At 63.9% G+C, this 17,951-nt stretch carries 21 protein-coding genes; 9 read left to right on the top strand and 12 right to left on the bottom strand.

Translation table 11 applies throughout. The features are described 5' to 3' along the window. The first annotated feature begins 407 nt into the window (after positions 1 to 407). Positions 408 to 2,273: a DEAD/DEAH box helicase gene (locus EB235_RS05410; protein WP_027031980.1), complete on the top strand. Its 1,866-nt coding sequence runs from the start codon at positions 408 to 410 to the stop codon at positions 2,271 to 2,273. A 105-nt stretch (positions 2,274 to 2,378) separates the two neighbouring features. On the opposite strand, the gene EB235_RS05405 is transcribed toward EB235_RS05410, so the two are convergent. Next, positions 2,379 to 3,794, bottom strand: coding sequence for a glycosyltransferase (locus EB235_RS05405; protein WP_027031981.1), 1,416 nt, complete (start codon positions 3,792 to 3,794; stop codon positions 2,379 to 2,381). 137 nt (positions 3,795 to 3,931) lie between these two features. Between EB235_RS05405 and EB235_RS05400 the strand changes: the two genes are divergently transcribed. The 3 genes from EB235_RS05400 (at position 3,932) to EB235_RS05390 (ending at position 5,661) form a co-directional block, all read left to right on the top strand. Beyond that, on the top strand, positions 3,932 to 4,636 hold the full coding sequence (locus EB235_RS05400) for a DUF805 domain-containing protein (protein ID WP_027031982.1): 705 nt from the start codon (positions 3,932 to 3,934) through the stop codon (positions 4,634 to 4,636). A gap of 148 nt (positions 4,637 to 4,784) precedes the next feature. Then, positions 4,785 to 5,213, top strand: coding sequence for a polyketide cyclase (locus EB235_RS05395; RefSeq protein WP_027031983.1), 429 nt, complete (start codon positions 4,785 to 4,787; stop codon positions 5,211 to 5,213). A gap of 70 nt (positions 5,214 to 5,283) precedes the next feature. Further along, positions 5,284 to 5,661: a MarR family winged helix-turn-helix transcriptional regulator gene (locus tag EB235_RS05390; RefSeq protein WP_245268861.1), complete on the top strand. Its 378-nt coding sequence runs from the start codon at positions 5,284 to 5,286 to the stop codon at positions 5,659 to 5,661. A 17-nt stretch (positions 5,662 to 5,678) separates the two neighbouring features. Here the strand turns inward: EB235_RS05390 and leuB are convergent, their stop codons facing one another. From leuB to leuD, 6 genes are all read right to left on the bottom strand, one after another. Further along, the gene (gene leuB / locus EB235_RS05385) at positions 5,679 to 6,782 is read right to left on the bottom strand and encodes a 3-isopropylmalate dehydrogenase (protein ID WP_027031985.1); all 1,104 of its coding nucleotides are present in this window, start codon (positions 6,780 to 6,782) and stop codon (positions 5,679 to 5,681) included. Positions 6,783 to 6,870: 88 nt separating this feature from the next. Then, entirely contained in the window at positions 6,871 to 7,221 is a 351-nt protein-coding gene (locus EB235_RS05380; RefSeq protein ID WP_027031986.1) for a VOC family protein, read from the bottom strand. Continuing rightward, entirely contained in the window at positions 7,218 to 7,601 is a 384-nt protein-coding gene (locus tag EB235_RS05375; RefSeq protein ID WP_027031987.1) for a RidA family protein, read from the bottom strand. Before EB235_RS05375 ends, EB235_RS05380 begins: the two co-directional genes overlap by 4 nt. Positions 7,602 to 7,639: 38 nt before the next feature. Next, complete coding sequence (locus tag EB235_RS05370; protein ID WP_051429720.1) at positions 7,640 to 8,131, bottom strand: ester cyclase; 492 nt, start codon at positions 8,129 to 8,131, stop codon at positions 7,640 to 7,642. Positions 8,132 to 8,183: 52 nt separating this feature from the next. Further along, positions 8,184 to 9,107, bottom strand: coding sequence for a hypothetical protein (locus EB235_RS05365; protein WP_027031988.1), 924 nt, complete (start codon positions 9,105 to 9,107; stop codon positions 8,184 to 8,186). Positions 9,108 to 9,178: 71 nt separating this feature from the next. Beyond that, entirely contained in the window at positions 9,179 to 9,784 is a 606-nt protein-coding gene (gene leuD, locus EB235_RS05360) for a 3-isopropylmalate dehydratase small subunit (protein WP_027031989.1), read from the bottom strand. 211 nt (positions 9,785 to 9,995) lie between these two features. Here leuD and EB235_RS05355 point away from each other — a divergent pair, with 211 nt between their 5' ends. From EB235_RS05355 to EB235_RS05335, 5 genes are all read left to right on the top strand, one after another. After that, positions 9,996 to 10,421, top strand: coding sequence for a GNAT family N-acetyltransferase (locus tag EB235_RS05355; protein WP_027031990.1), 426 nt, complete (start codon positions 9,996 to 9,998; stop codon positions 10,419 to 10,421). A gap of 86 nt (positions 10,422 to 10,507) precedes the next feature. Continuing rightward, positions 10,508 to 10,825, top strand: coding sequence for an ArsR/SmtB family transcription factor (locus EB235_RS05350; protein ID WP_080680869.1), 318 nt, complete (start codon positions 10,508 to 10,510; stop codon positions 10,823 to 10,825). Beyond that, on the top strand, positions 10,825 to 11,271 hold the full coding sequence (locus EB235_RS05345) for an SRPBCC family protein (protein WP_027031992.1): 447 nt from the start codon (positions 10,825 to 10,827) through the stop codon (positions 11,269 to 11,271). The genes EB235_RS05350 and EB235_RS05345 overlap by 1 nt, the downstream gene beginning before the upstream one ends. Positions 11,272 to 11,314: 43 nt before the next feature. Further along, positions 11,315 to 11,809 (top strand): SRPBCC family protein, encoded by a 495-nt coding sequence (locus EB235_RS05340; protein WP_245268862.1) that lies wholly within the window; start codon positions 11,315 to 11,317, stop codon positions 11,807 to 11,809. Positions 11,810 to 11,883: 74 nt separating this feature from the next. Continuing rightward, positions 11,884 to 12,615 carry a DUF72 domain-containing protein gene (locus tag EB235_RS05335; RefSeq protein ID WP_027031994.1) on the top strand — a complete coding sequence of 244 codons (732 nt, stop codon included), beginning with the start codon at positions 11,884 to 11,886 and terminating at the stop codon, positions 12,613 to 12,615. Positions 12,616 to 12,656: 41 nt separating this feature from the next. On the opposite strand, the gene EB235_RS05330 is transcribed toward EB235_RS05335, so the two are convergent. The 5 genes from EB235_RS05330 to EB235_RS05310 are packed head-to-tail and all read right to left on the bottom strand — an operon-like array spanning position 12,657 to position 17,881. Beyond that, the gene (locus tag EB235_RS05330) at positions 12,657 to 13,823 is read right to left on the bottom strand and encodes an NAD(P)/FAD-dependent oxidoreductase (RefSeq protein ID WP_027031995.1); all 1,167 of its coding nucleotides are present in this window, start codon (positions 13,821 to 13,823) and stop codon (positions 12,657 to 12,659) included. A 28-nt stretch (positions 13,824 to 13,851) separates the two neighbouring features. Continuing rightward, a complete protein-coding gene (locus EB235_RS05325; RefSeq protein WP_027031996.1) occupies positions 13,852 to 15,453 on the bottom strand; it encodes an ATP-binding protein in 1,602 nt (533 codons plus the stop codon). Then, positions 15,444 to 16,136 (bottom strand): response regulator transcription factor, encoded by a 693-nt coding sequence (locus tag EB235_RS05320; RefSeq protein WP_027031997.1) that lies wholly within the window; start codon positions 16,134 to 16,136, stop codon positions 15,444 to 15,446. The genes EB235_RS05325 and EB235_RS05320 overlap by 10 nt, the downstream gene beginning before the upstream one ends. 3 nt (positions 16,137 to 16,139) lie before the next feature. Continuing rightward, complete coding sequence (locus EB235_RS05315; protein ID WP_027031998.1) at positions 16,140 to 17,687, bottom strand: DUF4153 domain-containing protein; 1,548 nt, start codon at positions 17,685 to 17,687, stop codon at positions 16,140 to 16,142. Next, positions 17,684 to 17,881 carry a hypothetical protein gene (locus tag EB235_RS05310; protein ID WP_027031999.1) on the bottom strand — a complete coding sequence of 66 codons (198 nt, stop codon included), beginning with the start codon at positions 17,879 to 17,881 and terminating at the stop codon, positions 17,684 to 17,686. The genes EB235_RS05315 and EB235_RS05310 overlap by 4 nt, the downstream gene beginning before the upstream one ends. Between the last annotated feature and the right edge of the window lie 70 nt (positions 17,882 to 17,951).

Here is a 17,951-nt window from a genome sequence, read left to right as displayed (position 1 = left end):
AAAACCCGCTGGCCGATGCGGGTTCCGTCCCCCGGGCCGGACCCGGGAGAGGGTGGTTAGGCCAAGGGAATCACACCGTTTTGGTGGTGGTTTTTTTGGCCGTAGTTTTGCTGGAACGAGGGGACGCGCCAAAACGCCCGGCCCAATGATGTGCATTGAGGCTGGGGGCGTCGAATGCAAGAAGAGCCATCAAAAGGCCGCGCATCGAAAACGATCCCGTTCGAAGCGGGCTTTTACGCGGTTTGCGGCAGGAGTCAATTGGCGACGCACCGCCTGGCTTTCAAGGCGCGCCCTGTACAAGAGCGGCGCCAGGAAGTACGAACGGCCAAGATTGTTTGGCTGGCGTGACGCCGGCCCCGGCTCGTGCTCCATGATGAGCGCAGAACCCTGAATTCCGAAAGAGCGAGATGTCCAACTTCGAAGCTATTGTCCCAGCGCTTGCACAGGCGCTGGAAAAACGCGGTTATTCCGAACTGACGCCCGTGCAGAAGGCGGTTCTGGAGCTCGGCCAAGCCGATGCGCTGGTGTCGGCGCAGACCGGCTCCGGCAAGACCGTCGCTTTCGGCCTGGCGCTGGCGCCGACCCTTCTGGGCGACGCCGAGCGCTTTGGCCATGCAGCAGCCCCGCTGGCACTGGCCGTCGCGCCGACGCGCGAACTGGCGCTGCAGGTGACGCGAGAGCTAGAGTGGCTCTATGAACTGACCGGCGCGACGGTGGCGTCCTGCGTCGGCGGCATGGACATGCGCACCGAGCGGCGCGTGCTGGACCGCGGCGCCCATATCGTCGTCGGCACCCCCGGCCGCCTGCGCGACCACATCACCCGCAACTCGCTCGACATGTCGGCGCTGAAGGCGGTGGTGCTGGACGAGGCCGACGAGATGCTCGATCTCGGTTTTCGCGAGGATCTCGAATTCATCCTCGACGCCGCCCCAGCCGACCGCCGCACGCTGATGTTTTCGGCCACCGTGCCGCGTTCGATCGCAACGCTGGCCCAAGGCTATCAGCGCGATGCCGTGCGCATCTCGGCGGCCGGCGAGGAAAAGCAGCATCTCGACATCGAGTACCGGGCGCTGAGCGTCGCCCAGGCTGACCGCGAGAACGCCATCATCAACGTGCTACGGTTCTACGAGGCCAAGAACGCGCTGGTGTTCTGCAACACCCGCGCCGCCGTCAACCACCTGACTGCACGCTTCAACAACCGCAATTTTTCCGTTGTCGCGCTGTCGGGCGAGCTCAGCCAGAACGAGCGCAGCCACGCGCTGCAAGCGATGCGCGATGGCCGCGCCAAAGTCTGCATCGCCACGGATGTCGCGGCGCGCGGCATCGACCTGCCCAACCTCGAACTGGTCATCCACGCCGACCTGCCGACCAACCCGGAAACGCTGCTGCACCGCAGCGGCCGCACCGGGCGTGCCGGGCGCAAGGGCGTCAGCGCGCTGATCGTGCCGGGCAGCGCCCGCAAGCGCACCGAGCGGCTCCTACAGAACGCCGGGCTGAAGGCGACATGGGCAAGCCCACCCTCGGCCGACGACGTGATGCGGCGTGACGACGAGCGCATCCTTGCCGACCCGGTTTTCGACGAGCCGGTGAAGGAGGATGAGCGCGAGTTCATCGACGCGCTGCTCGCCAAACATGGCGCCGAACAGGTGGCGGCCGCCTTCGTGCGCCAGTGCCGCGCCAGCCGCTCGGCGCCCGAGGATCTCCTGGATATCGCGCCCTTCACGCCCTCGCGGGAAAGACCGGGGGGCGAAAAGTTCGCACATCGCGACGAGGCGCCCAGCCGCCGCGACGATTTCGGTGACAGTGTCTGGTTCTCGCTGTCGATCGGGCGGCGGCAGAATGCCGAGCCGCGCTGGCTGATCCCGATGCTGTGCCGCACCGGCAGCATCTCCAAGCGCGAGATCGGCGCCATCAAGATGCAGCCGGAAGAAACCTTCGTGCAGATCGCGGCGGATTGGGCTGACCGTTTTCTGGCCGCGATCGGTCCCGACCGCAAATTGCAGGGCAACATCCTGGTAAAGCGGCTGGAGGGCACGCCGGACCTGTCGCGCGCCGGCTACCAGCCGCCGAGCCCGGACAAGAAACCGCACCGCGGCAAGGGGCCGTTCGACCCCAACGCGCCGAAGCGCAAATTCGAAAAGCGTGCGCCGGCCGCAGCCGACCAGCGCCCGGCAGCCGCGCATGAGGCAAAGCCATGGGCGAAAAAGCCGGGCAAGCCGAAATTCGACAATGCCGGCCCGCCGAAGCACAAGAAGCCGAAGCGGCCGTCCTAAAGCAATTCCAGGAAAAGTGTGTAGCGGTTTTCCGTTCGGAATTGCGTCAGACAAAGAGTTAGAGCAGTTCATCGTTTCCGTGAAATGATGAACTGCTCGTGAAATCTAAAAACGGCGAGATGCGCTCTCCCGCAGACCGGCCTTGATGGCGGCCCAGCTGGCCGATGCCGGCGTCGGCCGATGCTGCCTGGCGATGCGCTCCGCCAGCGAGGATCGCCAGGCGTGATCGTCGGCCATCTTGCGGATGGCGGCATACCAGCCGGCCTGATCGTTGGAATCGATCGCCGGCATCAGCCCGCCGGTCGCCTCGATCAACGACGGCGTCGTCGAGACGATGACCGGAACGCCGAAATCGAGGCATTCCGAGGCGCCGTAGCCCCAGCCTTCTATATGCGAGGGAAAAACGCCGAATGTGGCGCTGCGATAATATTGGATGAGCTGCTCGTCGCTGACCAGCCCGGTGAACGTCACCGACTGCGGCAGCTCGGGATGCGCCTTGAGATAGGCGCGCAGCGGCTCGATCATCCAGCCCCAGCGCCCGGCGCAGACAAGCCGCGGCAGCTTGACGCCGTCTTCCAGCGCCTGCTGCCAGATCCGCGCCAAGAGGATGTGGTTCTTGCGCACTTCGATGGTCGAGCAGTAGAGCACGAACGGCTCGCCGCCTTCGATGCGCGAGGTCGTGCCGGCGCGCGATGCGTTTGCATGCAGGATGGAGGGCATAGGGAACCGGTACACCACCGGCGCGGCGATGCCGGCCTCGCGCATATGCTCGGTCAGTGTCGCACCAACCTCGTCGGACGCACAAAATGCCGGCGCGCCCTGGCGCACGAGGTGTTCGAGATAGGAGCCGAAGCGGCGCTCGCCGGTGCCCGCGCCAAGCATGTCGGGGCGCAATGCCGGAATGATATCGTGGCAGAGGAAGGCAAGCTTGCCGGCCTCGCCCGAGACGGCGGACCGGTCCTCCTGGGTCAGGATATGATGGCTGATCAGCGCGAGGCCCTGTTCAGCCCCGGCCGGCTGGCTTGCGGCATCCAGGGGTAAGCCCAACCCGATCTTCATCCGCTGGCAGAGGCGATAGAAGCGGATCAGCAGCCGCGTCGCCTGGTAGGCGACCCCCTTGCGGCCGTTGGTCACCGTCTTGGCCAAGTGGCGGTCCGTCTCGCGCTTGGCCCAGGGCTGCTGCCGCACCGCCTCGAAGGCCTGCGACAGCGCCACCCTTAGCCCCGGCCATCGTTTCACACGATGGGGCGAAATCTCGCCCGCCGCGACATGGTCCTGTTCATAAGGTGCAAGTGGACGGAACCGGCCTTCCCCGGACCTGAACACCACCACCTCGACGCAAGGATCGGGATCCGCCAAAGCGGCGTTGACGAGAAAGCTTTCCACGCGCGGAATGCCCGCCAGGCCCTTGCCGGGAGGCCACAACATCAGGCCGGTGGCGTCGATGGCCAATATCGGGGAGGACGTTGCGATGTTCCCGTCCTCGATCACAGCGCCGGCATCGGAACGTTCGACTGTCATTGTCTGCTTGGCGAAACGGTTGCACTCGATGTCTTATGCTTTATTTGCCGCGATGGCGGTAGCCGGGGAACACGGCTTGCCCCCAAGCTCGGCCCTGTGCCACATCTTGGCAGGGACGCGGTGACAAGGGGTGGGTTATGCGCGGCGAAGTGCTTCACTATGACGAGAACCAGGGCTTCGGCTTCATCACCGGAGCCGACGGCAACCGCTACACCTTCACCCGCGAGAACCTGCGCCGCCAGGCAGCAATGCCCAACGGCACGGCGGTCGAGTTCCAGCCAGGCGGCGGCCAGGCGCGCGACGTCTTTCCGGTGGCCGCCCAGACCGCAAGCCCGGCCGCCGGCACAAGCGCCGCGCCGGTTCAAGCCAACCCTGCACCTGCGCCCGCCGTACCGCAGACGCAGAATTTCGGCCGGACGGCCGACACGGCCGAGCCCACCGATCTCTGGGGCTATTTCTGGCGTAGCGTGACCCAGAACTACTTCAATTTTGCCGGCCGCGCCCGGCGCAAGGAATATTGGAGCTATTGCCTGTTCTGGACGGTTTGCCTGCTGATCATCGGCGGCATCGGCATCTTCACCGACATCGAAATGGGCAATTTCGACACCGGCATATCAGCGGCGGTCACCGTTGGCCTGTGCGGCACCTTCCTGCTGGCCACCTTCCTGCCCAGCCTCGGCATGATCGTGCGCCGCCTGCACGACATCGGGCTGACCGGCTGGCTCTGCCTGGTGATCCTGATCCCCACCATCGGCAGTCTGATCATCCTGGTCTTTGCGTTCATCCCGACGCAGGCCCGCGAAAACCAGTGGGGACCGGTGCCGGCGGGCGTCCGAATATAACGACTGTAGCGGCATACCCGTCCGAAACCGCGTAAAAACAAGGAGTTGGCACCATCCAGGCGTAGCAGCAAGATTCCCCTTGCAATTCAATCTGTGCACAGATAGTCTGTGCACAGATTGAATGGTCGATCGGACAGGAGCCAAGACAATGTGGACCAATGAATACACCGCGATTTCGTCCCTTCCCGCGCAAGCCATCTGGAACGCGCTCAAGGCGCTGCATGAAGGCCGCCTCACCTATGAAGGGTCCGACACTTTCGTGCTGCACGGGCCGTTCGCCAAGGGCACCCGCGTCTCGGTGACCCCGGTTGGCCAGGACACGTTCGAATCTGTCATCGTCGATCTCGTCGATAACGTCACCTATGCCGACGAGACCTCGTTTGGTGACACCAGGCTCTTGTTCCGGCATACGCTGGTGCCGGTTGAAGGCGGCACGCAGGTGACCCACAGGCTCGAAATTTCCGGCCCCTCGGCCGCCGAGGTCGGCCCCGAACTCGGCCCGCAGATCAGCGGCGATTTCGACGTGTCGATGGCCAAACTGTTCGAGCAGGCGGAGGCATTGGCGAAAAATGGCTGATGGGCAGGATTTGAACACGCGCTTCAGCGGACCTTCAGAGAGCCCCGGCTTGTTGCTCTGGCGAACCACCATGCGCTGGCAGCGCGTCATGACCGCGGCGCTCGCTCCCCTCGACCTGACGCATGTCCAGTTCGTGCTGCTGGCCTCGGCGATGTGGCTCGGCCGCAATGGCGAGCCACCCAACCAGGTGCAACTCGCCGCCCAGGCCGGCACCGAGGTGAAGATGACGTCGGATGTCGTTGCCCGGCTCGAGGCAAAAGGATTGATCGTGCGGGAGGCAGACCCCAGGGATTCCCGTGCCAAGGTGATCCGCATCACCCCGACAGGGGCCGCGGCGGCGCAGCGTGCCATCGTTGCCGTCGAGACCGCCGATGCTGCCTTTTTCGAGCCGGTGGACGAGGCGCAGCTCGTCGGCCTGCTGCGGCAGCTTGCCGGCGATGTCCGCTAAGCCAAGTCCCCTGCGACTTAAGCCAGGAATTTGGCGATGATCGCGTCACCCATCTCAACCGTCCCGACCTCGGTCATGCCCTCGGACAAAATATCCTTGGTGCGAAGGCCCTGGTCGAGCACGGCGGCGATCGCGCTTTCGACGCGGTCGGCTTCCTCGACCATGCCGAAGGAATAGCGCAGACACATGGCGAAGGAGGCGATCATGGCGATCGGGTTGGCGATGCCCTTGCCGGCAATGTCGGGCGCCGAGCCGTGTACCGGCTCGTAGAGCGCCTTGCGCTTCTTGGTCTTCACATCGGGCGCGCCGAGCGAGGCCGATGGCAGCATGCCGATCGAGCCGGTCAGCATGGCGGCGATGTCGGACAGCATGTCGCCGAACAGATTGTCGGTGACGATGACATCGAACTGCTTTGGCCAGCGCACCAGCTGCATGCCGCCGGCGTCAGCCAGCATGTGGTCGAGCTTGACGTCTGAGTAGCGCGCCTTGTGGGTCTGGGTGACGACCTCGTTCCACAGCACGCCCGACTTCATAACGTTGCGCTTTTCCATCGAGGTGACGTGGTTCTTGCGGGTGCGCGCCAGCTCGAAGGCGACGCCCGAGATGCGCTCGATCTCGAACGTGTCGTAGACCTGCGTGTCGATGCCGCGCTTTTGGCCGTTGCCGAGATCGATGATCTGCTTGGGTTCGCCGAAATAGACGCCGCCGGTCAGTTCACGCACGATGAGGATATCGAGGCCTTCGACAACTTCCTGCTTGAGCGAGGAGGAAGCAGCCAGCGCCGGATAGCAGATGGCCGGGCGCAGATTGGCGAACAGTTCCATGTCCTTGCGCAGCCGCAGCAGGCCGGCCTCGGGGCGCACCTCGTAGGGCACCGCATCCCATTTCGGGCCGCCGACGGCACCAAACAGCACCGCGTCGGCCGCCATCGCCTTTGCCATGTCGGCATCGGAAATCGCCGCGCCATGCGCATCGTAGGCACAGCCGCCAACCAGGCCCTCATCGGTGACGAAGCCGCTGGCGAACTTGTCGTTCATGGCCGCGATCAGTTTCTTGACCTCGGCCATGGCCTCGGGGCCGATGCCGTCGCCGGGGAGCAGGAAAAGATGCTTCGTTGCCATGGAGAAAACCGTCCCAGAAAAGATTTGAACCGGCGCTTTGCTAAACGCCAAGCGCTTGCGGCGCAAGCCTGGCGTTGAGAAGCACCCTTCACCGATGCGAGAGAATGTTGACCAGCCGACCGAAGGGATCGCGCACATAGAACCGCCGCACGCCCCAGGGCTCGTCGGCCGGTCCGTATTCGATGGCGAAGCCGGCGGCCTTCATGCCTTGGAGTGCAGCCTCGACATCATCGACCTCGATCGACAGATCCGGCACCGGCGTGCCCGAGCCGCCCTGCTCGGCAAAGCTGATCTGCACATCCATTTTTTCTTGCGAGCCATAGGTGGCGATCCAGCCGTGATCCATCAGCAGGACGAGGCCGAGCACGTCCTGATAGAATCGCTTGGCCGCCGCGATATCCGATGTCGCGATATTGGCGATGATGCGCCGGACCTTCATGCTGTCCGCCGCAGCGCCGTGACCTCGATCTCGATCTTCATTTCAGGCTTGTTGAGCTGGCAGACGATCATAGTCGCCGCCGGCCTGATGTCGCCGAAGGTCTCGCCCAGGATCGGGAAGACCACGTCCACGAAGGCCTGGTCGGTGATGTAGTAATGCGCCCGCACCACATCTGCCATGTCGAAGCCGCCATCGTGAAGCGCCTTGCCGATCGTCGCCAGGCAGTTGCGCGTCTGCGCCTCGACGGTCTCCGGCATCGTCATCGTCGCATAGTCGTAGCCGGTCGTCCCCGACACGAAGCACCAGTCGCCCTGCACCACGGCCCGCGAATAGCCGGCTGTCTTTTCGAACGGCGAACCGGTGGAGATGAGTTTTCGCATGGATGCCCCTCTGCAGGATGTTCGATCGCTTTGGATGGTCAGGCTCGCAGTTGCGCCAGGACGCCTGCGATGTCGCCCATGCCCCAATGCTCGACGATCAGACCTTCTTGCACCCGAAAAATGTCGCAGGAGGTGAAGCGCAGTGTCCGGCCGGTCGGTGCTACACCGAAATAGGTGCCCTTGTGTGTGCCGCTATAGACGAAGCTCGCGGCCACATGGTCCTTGTCCGCGACCACGACTTCCGTGGCAACCTTGAGGTCCGGCATTGCCACCAGCCGCGCCTTGAAGAAGGCCACGGTTCCCTGTTTCGGCGTGATGTTCGCGGGTGGCGGTGCCGCGGCGCTTTTTTGATGATTCACATAGGTGTCGGCGAACAATCCGGAGAAGCCATCGATATCGCCTGCGCTCAATGTCGCCGCAAACCGTTCCGCCAGTGATTGAGGCGAGGTCGCCGCCCGAGCCAGCGTCGGTGCGAGCAGGCCGCCGCCGAGAAGCAGCCCGGCCGTCGTTACTTGTCGCCGATTCTGCATCGTAACCTCCGTCCGGAAATGGCAGCAGGAAGACGTCCCTTGGCGAGGCCCGTTAGTTCGCCGCGCCCTGAGCCTTGTCCAGCGCTGCCTTGATATCGGCCGGCCATGTCGCCAGCGCCGGCCAGCCTTTCGGCTGGCCATCGTCGCCGCGGCGGGCAAAGTAGAGCTTTTGCTTGGCCGGGTCGACCGCCATGAAGCCGTCATTGCCGCCGCAATCATGCGGCACGCAGCCTGTGGCATAGAAGGCGCCTGAAGCGGTCTTTTCCGTACCGCCGCCGACCAGCAGGCTGGTCGCCATGTCGGTCATGTCCTTGCCCAGCAGCGTCTCGGCTTCCTTGTAGACGGCCTCATTGTGGAAGGCATCGATGATGTTCTGGTATTTTTCCGGATTTATGTCTTTCCAGTCGGTGCCGGGTTCCGGCATGTAGGTCAGATTGCCCGAAATCGTCAGCCCGTCCGTCGGCGACCATTGCAAAGCCGGCTTCTCTTCCCCCGGCAGGAGATAGGGCACGAAATAGATGGCGCTGTCGGACACCGCCGTGGGCGGCGCGCCGCATTCATCCTGCTCGACCTTGGTGCTCTGGATGGTGCCGCCTTCCGGCTTCCAGATGATCACTGTCGCCGGCCCGCATTGGTTGCCGCCATCGCCGACATCGAACAGCGCCACCTTGACGCCGCCGACCTCGACAATCTTGTCGAAGAAGACGTCATAATTGCTCGCCAGTTGCTGGCCGTCATAGGCCAGCACCTTCTCACCGTCCTGCTGCGGCTGGGTGATGGTCAGCTGGCCGCCCTCGAATGGCACGGGCGCCTGCTTGTCGTCGGCGGCGGCATCGGCGGCGTTCGCTGCCGGGTCAGCTGCCGGCTGATCCGTCGCCGGCGCCGGCTGCGCGGCGGGTGTCTGGGTCTGCGCGAACGCGGCGGGCGCCAGCAACAGAGCGAGCCCGCAGACGCCGGCTAGAAGCGAACGTGTCATGGCTGTCCCCCCAATTCAGTCGCCGTGAACCCGGCCTGAAAGCGGCCGGGGTTACCGTCAGGTGCTGCCGTTCAGGCCCAGGGGCGCTGTTCGGCGTTGCGCTTCTCGAACGAGGCGATGGCGCCGGCCTTCTCCATGGTCAGGCCGATATCGTCGAGCCCGTTGAGCATGCAGTGCCGCCTGAATTCGTCGAGGTCGAATTTGACCACGCCGCCATCGGGACCACGGATTTCCTTGGCTTCGAGATCGACCGACAAAGTGGCGTTGGAGCCGCGCGAGGCGTCATCCATCAGCTTTTCCAGATCCTCGGGGCTGACGGTGATCGGCAGCACGCCGTTCTTGAAGCAGTTGTTGTAGAAGATGTCGGCAAACGAGGTCGAGATGACGCAGCGTATGCCGAAATCGAGCAGCGCCCACGGCGCATGCTCGCGGCTCGAGCCGCAGCCGAAATTGTCGCCGGCAACCAGGATCTGCGCCTTGCGGTAGGCCGGCTTGTTGAGCACGAAATCCGGGTTTTCCGAACCATCGTCCTTGTAGCGCATTTCGGCGAACAGGCCGGTGCCAAGCCCGGTGCGCTTGATCGTCTTGAGATAATCCTTCGGGATGATCATGTCGGTGTCGACATTGACGATCGGCATGGGAGCGGCGACGCCGGTGAGCTTGGTGAATTTTTCCATGGCTTAGGCCCGTGTTTTCGTTGCGGGGGATTTGCTGAGGCACGGTTTACACAAAGCCGGGGGCAAATAAAAGGCAACTGTTTGTGCGCGCTGGCACAAGAGGTAATGCATGTCGCCCAAAAGTGGCCCCGGTTTTGGGAGAACGACATGCATAGAAATAATAGCCAGCAACGGCTTCGAATTCGCCACCCATTGGTGCAGTCTGGCTGCCATGGCTGAAAACTCCCATGTCCTCTACAACAGCGAACCCGCGCTCGACATCGCCGAATTCCGCCGCGTTCTGGTGGAATCCGGCCTCGGCGAGACACGGCCTGTCGATGACCCAGCCAGGCTGCAGGCGATGCTGTTAGGCGCCAATCTGGTCCTGACGGCGCGCCTCGACATCGAAGGCAAGCCCCTGATCGGCCTCCTTCGCGCCGTCACCGACTTCTCCTGGGTGTGTTATGTTTCGGAGCTCGCCGTTTCCCAATCGGCGCAGGGACTTGGCATTGGCAAGGGCCTGCTGAATGAGGCGCGGCGGCAACTCGGACCCTCCGTCGCCATCAGCCTTCTCTCCGTGTCTGACTCCGTTGGCTTTTACGAGCGCATCGGCATGAAGCGCATGCCCGATGCCTTTTGGTTCGACCGCAAGGGCTGATTTTCTCGCCTGTGACTGTATCCAGCCGGCAAATGGCGCGCGCTCTTGCCGCTTGACATGCAACCAAATGGTTGCATATTAAAGCCATGAGCATGGATGCAGTTTTTCGCGCCCTGGCCGACCCGACACGACGGCAGTTGCTGGACAGCCTCCATGCCAGGAACGGGCAGACGCTGAACGCTCTATGCGAGGAGATGGCCATGACGCGCCAGGCGGTGACCAAGCATCTGGCGATCCTGGAGGAAGCAAACCTCCTCACCACGCTCCGCCGGGGCCGTGAGAAGGAGCACTACCTCAACCCAGTTCCCATCAACGAGATCGCTGAACGCTGGATCGGCAAATTCGAGCGAGGGCGGCTGACAGCCCTCAGCGATCTGAAGAAACGCCTCGAAAGGGAAGACTGATGACCAACAGCTTCGTTTACGTGACCTACATCCGCACCACGCCCGAGAAGCTCTGGGAGGCGCTGACCGACCCGGAGTTCAACCGGCAATTCTTCCTCTGCTCCTATCAGGAGAGCGATTGGAAAGTGGGCTCCAGCTGGAAACTGATATTCCCCGACGGCCGCGTCGCCGACAGCGGCGAGATCCTCGAGATTGATCCGCCGCGACGCCTGGTCATCAAATGGCGCAACGAATGGATGCCCGAGGTGAGGGAAGACGGCTACACGCGCTGCACCTTCACCATCGAACAGGATGGCGAGTTGATGAAGCTTGCCGTCACCCATGAAGCAGACGGGCCACACAGCCTGATCGGTAACGTCGCCAAGGGATGGCCGCTGGTGCTGGCCAGCCTGAAGAGCCTGCTTGAGACCGGCAAGGGTTTTGAGCGCCCGCCATCGAAGGGATGAAAGGCTCGTTCCGATACCGAAACAAATATCGCTGGAAGCGCCCATGATGATGCACAGCCCTTTCGCGCAGAGCATGACCAACGGCGAAACCGTCATGGCATCGGCCGACATCGAAGCACCTCCGGAGCACATTTTCAGGGCACTGGTCGGCAAGGAAGTCGAGCAATGGTGGGGGTCCGCCCATACCGACCGGGTGCTCGATTGGTCAGCCGACCTTCGCGTCGGCGGCCACTGGACGGTTGTCGTCCGCACGGCTGACGGCAGGGATCTGCCGGCCGGCGGCGAATTCCTCGAGATCGAAGCGCCGCGCCGCATCGTGCAGACGCGGGCCTATGCATGGGATCACCCCACGCTTGGCAGGCGGCAGACGACGGTTGCCTGGCTCCTGGAACCCATTGCCAAGGGCACGCGCCTCACCATCTGCCATGGCGGTTTTGCCGGGCTGCGTGCAGCGGCCACTGAGCATGCCGAGGGTTGGGGCCGGGTGCTGGCCTGGCTCCAGGCGTATGTCGAGGCTGGAAGACTGTCGGCGGCCTGAGCATCGGGTCCGTTGGCAGCGATCTTCACGCACCTTCGCCTTGACCCGCACCGCATCTGGTCCACATCCCAGGTATGGAAGAGCGGGGATATTTCATAGGCACGGCCGGCTGGGGAATTCCAACCCGATACAAGCAAGATTTCCCGCAGCCCGGCTCGCATCTCGAACGTTATTCCCAGCGCTTCCCGATCGTCGAGATCGACACATCCTTCTACAAGCCGCATCGCCGCGAGACCTATGAACGCTGGGCAAGTTCCGTGCCGGAGCACTTCCGCTTCGCCGTCAAGACGCCGAAGGCAATGACCCACGAGCATCGTCTGTCGGATTGCGATGGGCTTGCCGATACGTTTCTGCAGCAGGTCGAAGGTCTCGGTGAAAAACTGAGCGTGCTTCTGGTGCAGCTGCCGCCGAGCTTGCCGTTCGAAGCGGATGTTGCCGGCAATTTCTTCGACATGTTGAGCAAGCGAACAAAGGCCAGGCTCGTTTGCGAACCGCGCCACCCCGGCTGGTTCGAAGCAGAAGCGGAGGCGCTTCTGGCTGGCCGCCAGATCGCGCGTGTGGCAGCCGACCCGGCTCCGGTTCCTCTCGCGGCGACGCCGGGCGGCTGGCCCGGCCTCGCCTATTTCCGCTGGCACGGCACGCCGCGCGTCTATTACTCGGACTACGACGCCGAAAGCCTCGACCGAATCAGCCGGCAGGTGCAAGCAGCGGCCGCTTCGGGCGCCGAAGTCTGGGGGATTTTCGACAACACGGCATCAGGCCATGCACTTGGCAACGCACTCAAGGTTGATGCGATGGTTGCCTAGGCCTTCCTTCCCCCTTGTGAGCGAGAAGGAAGAAGCACTCTTCAAATCACATTCAATTCGCGAAACGCCCGTCCCTCGGCCACGCGCTCATAGCCAAACGCTGAGCAATCGATCGTCCGATACCCGCCATGCACCAAGAACTCGGCCAGCGCCTTGCCAACCGCCGGCGCCTGCTGCAGGCCGTGGCCCGAAAATCCGTTGGCGAACAGGAAATTCCCAACCTCGGGATGCGGCCCGATCACCGCGTTCTGATCCAGCGTGTTGTAATCATAGTGCCCAGCCCAGGCGCGGGTCGCCTTGATCGCCTCGAAGGCCGGGATGCGGGTTGCCAGCACCGGCCAGACCACCTCTTCGAACAACGGCCAGTCGACTTCGAAATCCTTGGGGTCGGCTGGGCCGTCGCCCTCTTCCGGCTCGGCGCCACCGGTGAGGTAGACCGAGCCTTCCGGCCTGACATAGATGCCGGAGGGATCGACCAGCAGCGGCATGTCGGCGTATTTCTCGCGCGCCTCGAAGACGAAGACGTTGCGCTTGCGCGGCTCGACCGGCAGCGCCAGTCCGGCGAAAGCCGCGACCTTGCCGGCGTTTGGCCCGGCGGCGTTGACGACGATGCCGGCCTCCAGCGTCTGGCCATTGTCGAGGGAGACGCCCGTGACGCGGTTGCCGTCGCGCGCAATGCCGGTGACCGAAGCGGCGATGAAATCGATCTTCTTGTCGCGCAGTGCCTTGCGGAACAGCGTCAGCATCGCATGCGCGTCGAACCAGCCTTCGCCGCTCCGGCCATAGGCGCCGGCGGAAATGCCTTCGGTCGACAGCCAGGCAAAGCGCCGCGTCAGCTGCTCGGCGTCCTCCAGCACGATGTCGGCGCCCTCGGCGATCTGCGCGTCATGATTGGCCTTGAGGATCGGCAGCCCGGCTTCTCCGGCGAGGATGAGATAGCCACCCTCGCGGAAACCGATATCGGCGTCCGTGCCGAATTCTTCCTTCAGCCGCCGGAAAAGTTTTAGCGTGAACTGCGACAGGCGGATGTTTTCGGGAATCGAAAATTGCTGGCGGATCGAGGCCATGGACAGCGTCGTTGCCGCATGCGCGAATTGCGGGTCGCGCTCGATCAGCGCGATCGAGCCGGAAAACCCTTCCTCGCGGAGATAGTAGGCAATGGAGGACCCGACGATGGCCCCGCCGATGATGACGATGTCGTAGCGCATTTCTTCTCCGATCCGGGCGGCGGCCTGTCTATGCCGCCGGCAGAATGATCTCGAAGCGCGTGCCGCGCTCGCTGTCAACCAGCCGGATCATACCATCATGCGCTTTCAGGAGGGCCAGAACGATGCCGAGACCCATGCCGGTGCCGCCGGTAGAGCGCCGGGTGGTGAAGAACGGCTCGAAGATGCGCGCCCGGTTGCTCGGCGAAATGCCGTCGCCGTCATCGCCGACCAGCAGCGTCGCCTTGCCGCCGGCGCTCGCGGCGGTGATCGAAACCTGCGTCGCCCCGTGCCGGGCAGAATTGTCGATGAGATTGGCAAGCACGATTGCAGCGTTTTCGGCCGAGATGCGCAAGGACAGATCACCGCCGGCCTCGACGCGAACCGTCAGCCTGGTGTCGACGGGCAGCAGCGCAAGTGCGGCACCGACCGAGGTGCTTTCGCCGCTCGGCGCAAGATTTTCGGCCTTTGCCAGATCGAGCAGGCGCCGGACCAGCAGGTTGAGCCGCCCGGCATCGGTGACGATGTTGTTGGAAAAACGCCGCCGCTCGTCATCGTCCATCGTCGAACCGGCATCACGCAGCAATTCGGCCGCGCCCTGGATCGCCGTCAGCGGCGATTTGAGCTCGTGCGAGACATGGGTGGCAAAGGTCTGGATCGAGTCCGAGCGCGCCTGCAGCTTTTCGGCCATGTCGAGGAAGGCGGCGGACAGCTCGGCCATTTCGTAGGTGCCGTGATGGTCGAGCGGCCGGATGGCATCGCGCTCGCCGGCGGCAATGCGCTGCGTGCGGTCGATCAGCGCATAGATCGGCCGGCTGACGGTGCGCAGGAAGACGAGGCCGATGAGCAGCGTGCCGCCAAGGATGGCGATCGCCGCCAGGGTCACCTTGCCGCGCTCGCCATAGAGATGCTTGACGATGTTGTTGGGCGTCCGCGAGACATAGACCACGCCGGCGACGTGACCATCGACAGCCACCGGCAAGGCGACGAAAACGCGCACCTTGGTGCCGCGGCTGACCGAATAGAGCGGTGGTGTCGGCTGGTCGGGAATGCGCAGACGGAGCGCGCTGGCATAGCGGCCGGCAAGTGCCTCGCGCACCTCATCGACCTCGGCAAGCGACTGCCCGACTTCACCTCGCCCGGCGATGACGACGCCCCTGGGGTCGAGCAGCCGAAAACCGGCCAGCGTGGTTTTCTGCGTGGCGTCGAGAATGCCGGACAGGCGCGTGCCGACCGCGGCGAAGGCAGGATCGGCGATGGCAGGCATGGCGGCCGGCCGGGTCGGAAGTACATAATCGGAGGCGAGATCGAGACGCGGCTCGATCGGCCGGTAGGGGCCATCAGGATTAACGCTTCGGCTGGCACTTCCATTGGCCTGCGGCATCGGCGCGCCAAGCTTGTCCGGGGCAATGCCGGCGTCACGCACATCCTGCGCATAGATCGCCGCGATGGCCGCACCTTGCGCGATCAGCTCCGCCTCGGTCTGGCGGATCAGCTGGTTCTCGTAGAGACGGAAGAAGAACAGGCCGACCAGTGGCAAGGCCATGACCAGGATCAGGATGGCGACGACGACCGTGGCAAGCCGGGGCCGCCATTTGCGGCCGATCCATTTGCGCGAAGCCCTCAGCCGCATCGGCCGAGCCGGAAGCCGACGCCATGCACGGTCTCGATGGCATCCAGGCAGCCCACCGCCGCCAGCTTGGCGCGGATGTTTCTGATGTGGCTGTCGACGGTGCGGTCGGCGACATGGATTTTTCTCGCATAGGCATTGGCCATCACCGCGTCGCGGTCGAGCACATGCATGGGCCGCGCCAGAAACCCTTTCAGGATCGAGAATTCGATCCCCGTCAGGGCAAGCGGCTTGCCGTCGAAGCTCGCGCCATGGCTGGCCGGCGCCAAGACGAGCTTGCCATGCGTGAACTGCCTGTCGTCGGCCGGTTCGGCCGGCACCGGGCGCGCGCGGCGCAGGATGACATTGACACGGGCGACCAGCTCGCGCGGGGAAAACGGTTTCGTCACATAGTCGTCGCCGCCCATTTCGAGCCCGAGAATGCGGTCGATCTCCTCGTCGCGCGCGGACAGGAACAGCACCGGCACATCGGAGGTGTGCCGAAGCCGCCGGCAGACCTCCAACCCGTCCATCTCCGGCATGCCGATGTCGAGCACAATGAGATCGGGAGCCCGGCGCTCGATCTCCTGCAAGGCGGCGGCGCCGTCGGCTACTCCAATCGTCTTCATGCCCGCCTTTTCCAAGGCAAAGCAGATCACCTCGCGGATATGCGGGTCATCGTCGGCGACGAGGATGTGATGCGGCATCGGTCAGCGGCCCGGCAAGGAAGGTTGCTGAGGCTGAGGAAGCACGAGCGACCCCTTGCTGTCGAGATATCGCAGCAGGCGCCAGTCGCGAAAGCTCCAGGCCCGCCAGTTCAGCTGGACGGCGCGATACCAGTCTTCGTCGCTGGCCCGCAATCCTTCCAGTTCGCGGACAGCGCCGGCGGCAGGCGTCTTGTCCTGATGATCGAAGAAACGATCGAGCGCCGGAAACGCGCCCGGGCCGAGCGAGCGCAGATACCAGGCGTCGAGGGGAATTCCCTGGCCGGTCATTTCAAGGGAATGGTCGACATTGTAATTGGCGATCGTAGCCGCGAAATTGAAGAAACAGCAGGCATAAAGCGTCAGGGATAACGTCAGAAGATTGGCGGAGGAGAGCCATTCGTTGGATTTTCCAAGCGCGATGCGGGCGATGATCAGCGCAAGCCCTGCCGCCACCAGCCCCATCCAGACGAAAGCCGCGATGCGCCAGTAGGTCAGCGCATAGATGCCGATATAGAGGTCGAGCCGCAGGATCGAGGAGACGACCAGCATGATGTTCTGCGCCACCCAGGCATAGACCAGCCGGCGGATGAGCGGATCGCCTGATGTCTCGCTGCCGGGCCTGAGCGCCGCCAGGACAAAACCGGCGGCAAGCAGCGCGGTGACAACCAGCGGATAGGCGCCGCGATGCGCATAGGCGGCGTAGCTCAACCCGTCTGGGAGTGCTGCCCCGCCCCACAGATAGGTGGCGTCGAGCCCGGTCTGCAGCGCAAACAGGATGTTGAAGACGACAAGTGCGCGCAGGATGGCGGCCTTGCCAAACAGGACGTTCTCAACGACGTGCCTTTGCGCACTGGCCACCGGTTGAGCATTGACAAGGGCATGATTTGGCCGAGGGATGCGTTGCTGAAAACGCGGCAAGCGTGGCCGCAGGAAAGCCCAAACGCCGGCGAGCACGAACAGCCAGAAGAAAATCCGCGCCAGCTGGATGAGATCGAGCAGTTTCATCAGGTCGATCAGCGACAGCCAATAGTCGATGACTGGATTGGCGGCGCCGAACAGTGCCAGGAAGACGGCGCCCAGCGTCAGCGGCATCACCCAGACAGCGATCGCCGCCAGCCGCACGCGACGCCCGCCGAACCGCCGCGCCGTCTTGCGCCAGCGGATGAAATCTCTGATGAAGCGAAACGGCGCCGCCAGCCAGAACAGCGCGATCTGGCCGGCAATGCGCGCCATGCTGTGCCGCAGGCGTCCGCTCAGCGAAAGCGCGAACACGACCAGGGCCGCAAGCGCGATCGAGACCGACAAGGCACTGACATTTTCGGCAAGCGGCAGCAGCGCGACCAGCAAAGCGGCGGGTTTGAACCAGACCCTGATGTCGTTGAAGGCTGTGGGATGCACGGCCACCACCGCTGCGGCGATCAGGACGGCGAACAGGAAAACCGTGATGCCGGCGGGCTGGCCGTAGAACAGGAAATCCGCCAGGACGACCAGCAGCACGGCGACACCGAAGCGGCTGCAATAGCTTGGTGCTGCGGTGAAAAACGCTGTCATGGGCTGACCTTCCTGATTGTGTCCGGCCTGATGGCATCTGGCCTGATCGCTTCCGGCCGCCTTGGCGGCGGGCTCTTGCGGACAAAGGGAATGAGGATCGCTTCGGGGTTGGCGCGCGGCGGATCGATCAGCCACCAGCCTTCGCTGCGCAGCCGGTAGGGCAGGGGCCAACGGGGTTCTGCTCGCTTGTGCATGCCGCCTGTTTCGCAGGCGGGCGGGGAGATCGCAGGGCGGAACAGAGGAGGTTTTCCGCAGGCGTGTGCA

The organism is Mesorhizobium loti R88b (genome assembly GCF_013170845.1).
Taxonomy (GTDB): domain Bacteria; phylum Pseudomonadota; class Alphaproteobacteria; order Rhizobiales; family Rhizobiaceae; genus Mesorhizobium; species Mesorhizobium loti_B.
The sequence above is the reverse complement of the archived record's forward strand: the minus strand, read 5'-3'. Positions and strand labels throughout refer to the sequence as shown.

Bases quoted from the DNA above. Each gene is read 5' to 3' on its own strand.
- EB235_RS05410 (WP_027031980.1), top strand. From the start codon at position 408: ATGTCCAACTTCGAAGCTATTGTCCCAGCGCTTGCACAGGCGCTGGAA.
- EB235_RS05405 (WP_027031981.1), bottom strand. From the start codon at position 3,794: ATGACAGTCGAACGTTCCGATGCCGGCGCTGTGATCGAGGACGGGAAC.
- EB235_RS05400 (WP_027031982.1), top strand. From the start codon at position 3,932: ATGCGCGGCGAAGTGCTTCACTATGACGAGAACCAGGGCTTCGGCTTC.
- EB235_RS05395 (WP_027031983.1), top strand. From the start codon at position 4,785: ATGTGGACCAATGAATACACCGCGATTTCGTCCCTTCCCGCGCAAGCC.
- EB235_RS05390 (WP_245268861.1), top strand. From the start codon at position 5,284: ATGCGCTGGCAGCGCGTCATGACCGCGGCGCTCGCTCCCCTCGACCTG.
- leuB (WP_027031985.1), bottom strand. From the start codon at position 6,782: ATGGCAACGAAGCATCTTTTCCTGCTCCCCGGCGACGGCATCGGCCCC.
- EB235_RS05380 (WP_027031986.1), bottom strand. From the start codon at position 7,221: ATGAAGGTCCGGCGCATCATCGCCAATATCGCGACATCGGATATCGCG.
- EB235_RS05375 (WP_027031987.1), bottom strand. From the start codon at position 7,601: ATGCGAAAACTCATCTCCACCGGTTCGCCGTTCGAAAAGACAGCCGGC.
- EB235_RS05370 (WP_051429720.1), bottom strand. From the start codon at position 8,131: ATGCAGAATCGGCGACAAGTAACGACGGCCGGGCTGCTTCTCGGCGGC.
- EB235_RS05365 (WP_027031988.1), bottom strand. From the start codon at position 9,107: ATGACACGTTCGCTTCTAGCCGGCGTCTGCGGGCTCGCTCTGTTGCTG.
- leuD (WP_027031989.1), bottom strand. From the start codon at position 9,784: ATGGAAAAATTCACCAAGCTCACCGGCGTCGCCGCTCCCATGCCGATC.
- EB235_RS05355 (WP_027031990.1), top strand. From the start codon at position 9,996: ATGGCTGAAAACTCCCATGTCCTCTACAACAGCGAACCCGCGCTCGAC.
- EB235_RS05350 (WP_080680869.1), top strand. From the start codon at position 10,508: ATGAGCATGGATGCAGTTTTTCGCGCCCTGGCCGACCCGACACGACGG.
- EB235_RS05345 (WP_027031992.1), top strand. From the start codon at position 10,825: ATGACCAACAGCTTCGTTTACGTGACCTACATCCGCACCACGCCCGAG.
- EB235_RS05340 (WP_245268862.1), top strand. From the start codon at position 11,315: ATGATGATGCACAGCCCTTTCGCGCAGAGCATGACCAACGGCGAAACC.
- EB235_RS05335 (WP_027031994.1), top strand. From the start codon at position 11,884: ATGGAAGAGCGGGGATATTTCATAGGCACGGCCGGCTGGGGAATTCCA.
- EB235_RS05330 (WP_027031995.1), bottom strand. From the start codon at position 13,823: ATGCGCTACGACATCGTCATCATCGGCGGGGCCATCGTCGGGTCCTCC.
- EB235_RS05325 (WP_027031996.1), bottom strand. From the start codon at position 15,453: ATGCGGCTGAGGGCTTCGCGCAAATGGATCGGCCGCAAATGGCGGCCC.
- EB235_RS05320 (WP_027031997.1), bottom strand. From the start codon at position 16,136: ATGCCGCATCACATCCTCGTCGCCGACGATGACCCGCATATCCGCGAG.
- EB235_RS05315 (WP_027031998.1), bottom strand. From the start codon at position 17,687: ATGACAGCGTTTTTCACCGCAGCACCAAGCTATTGCAGCCGCTTCGGT.
- EB235_RS05310 (WP_027031999.1), bottom strand. From the start codon at position 17,881: ATGCACAAGCGAGCAGAACCCCGTTGGCCCCTGCCCTACCGGCTGCGC.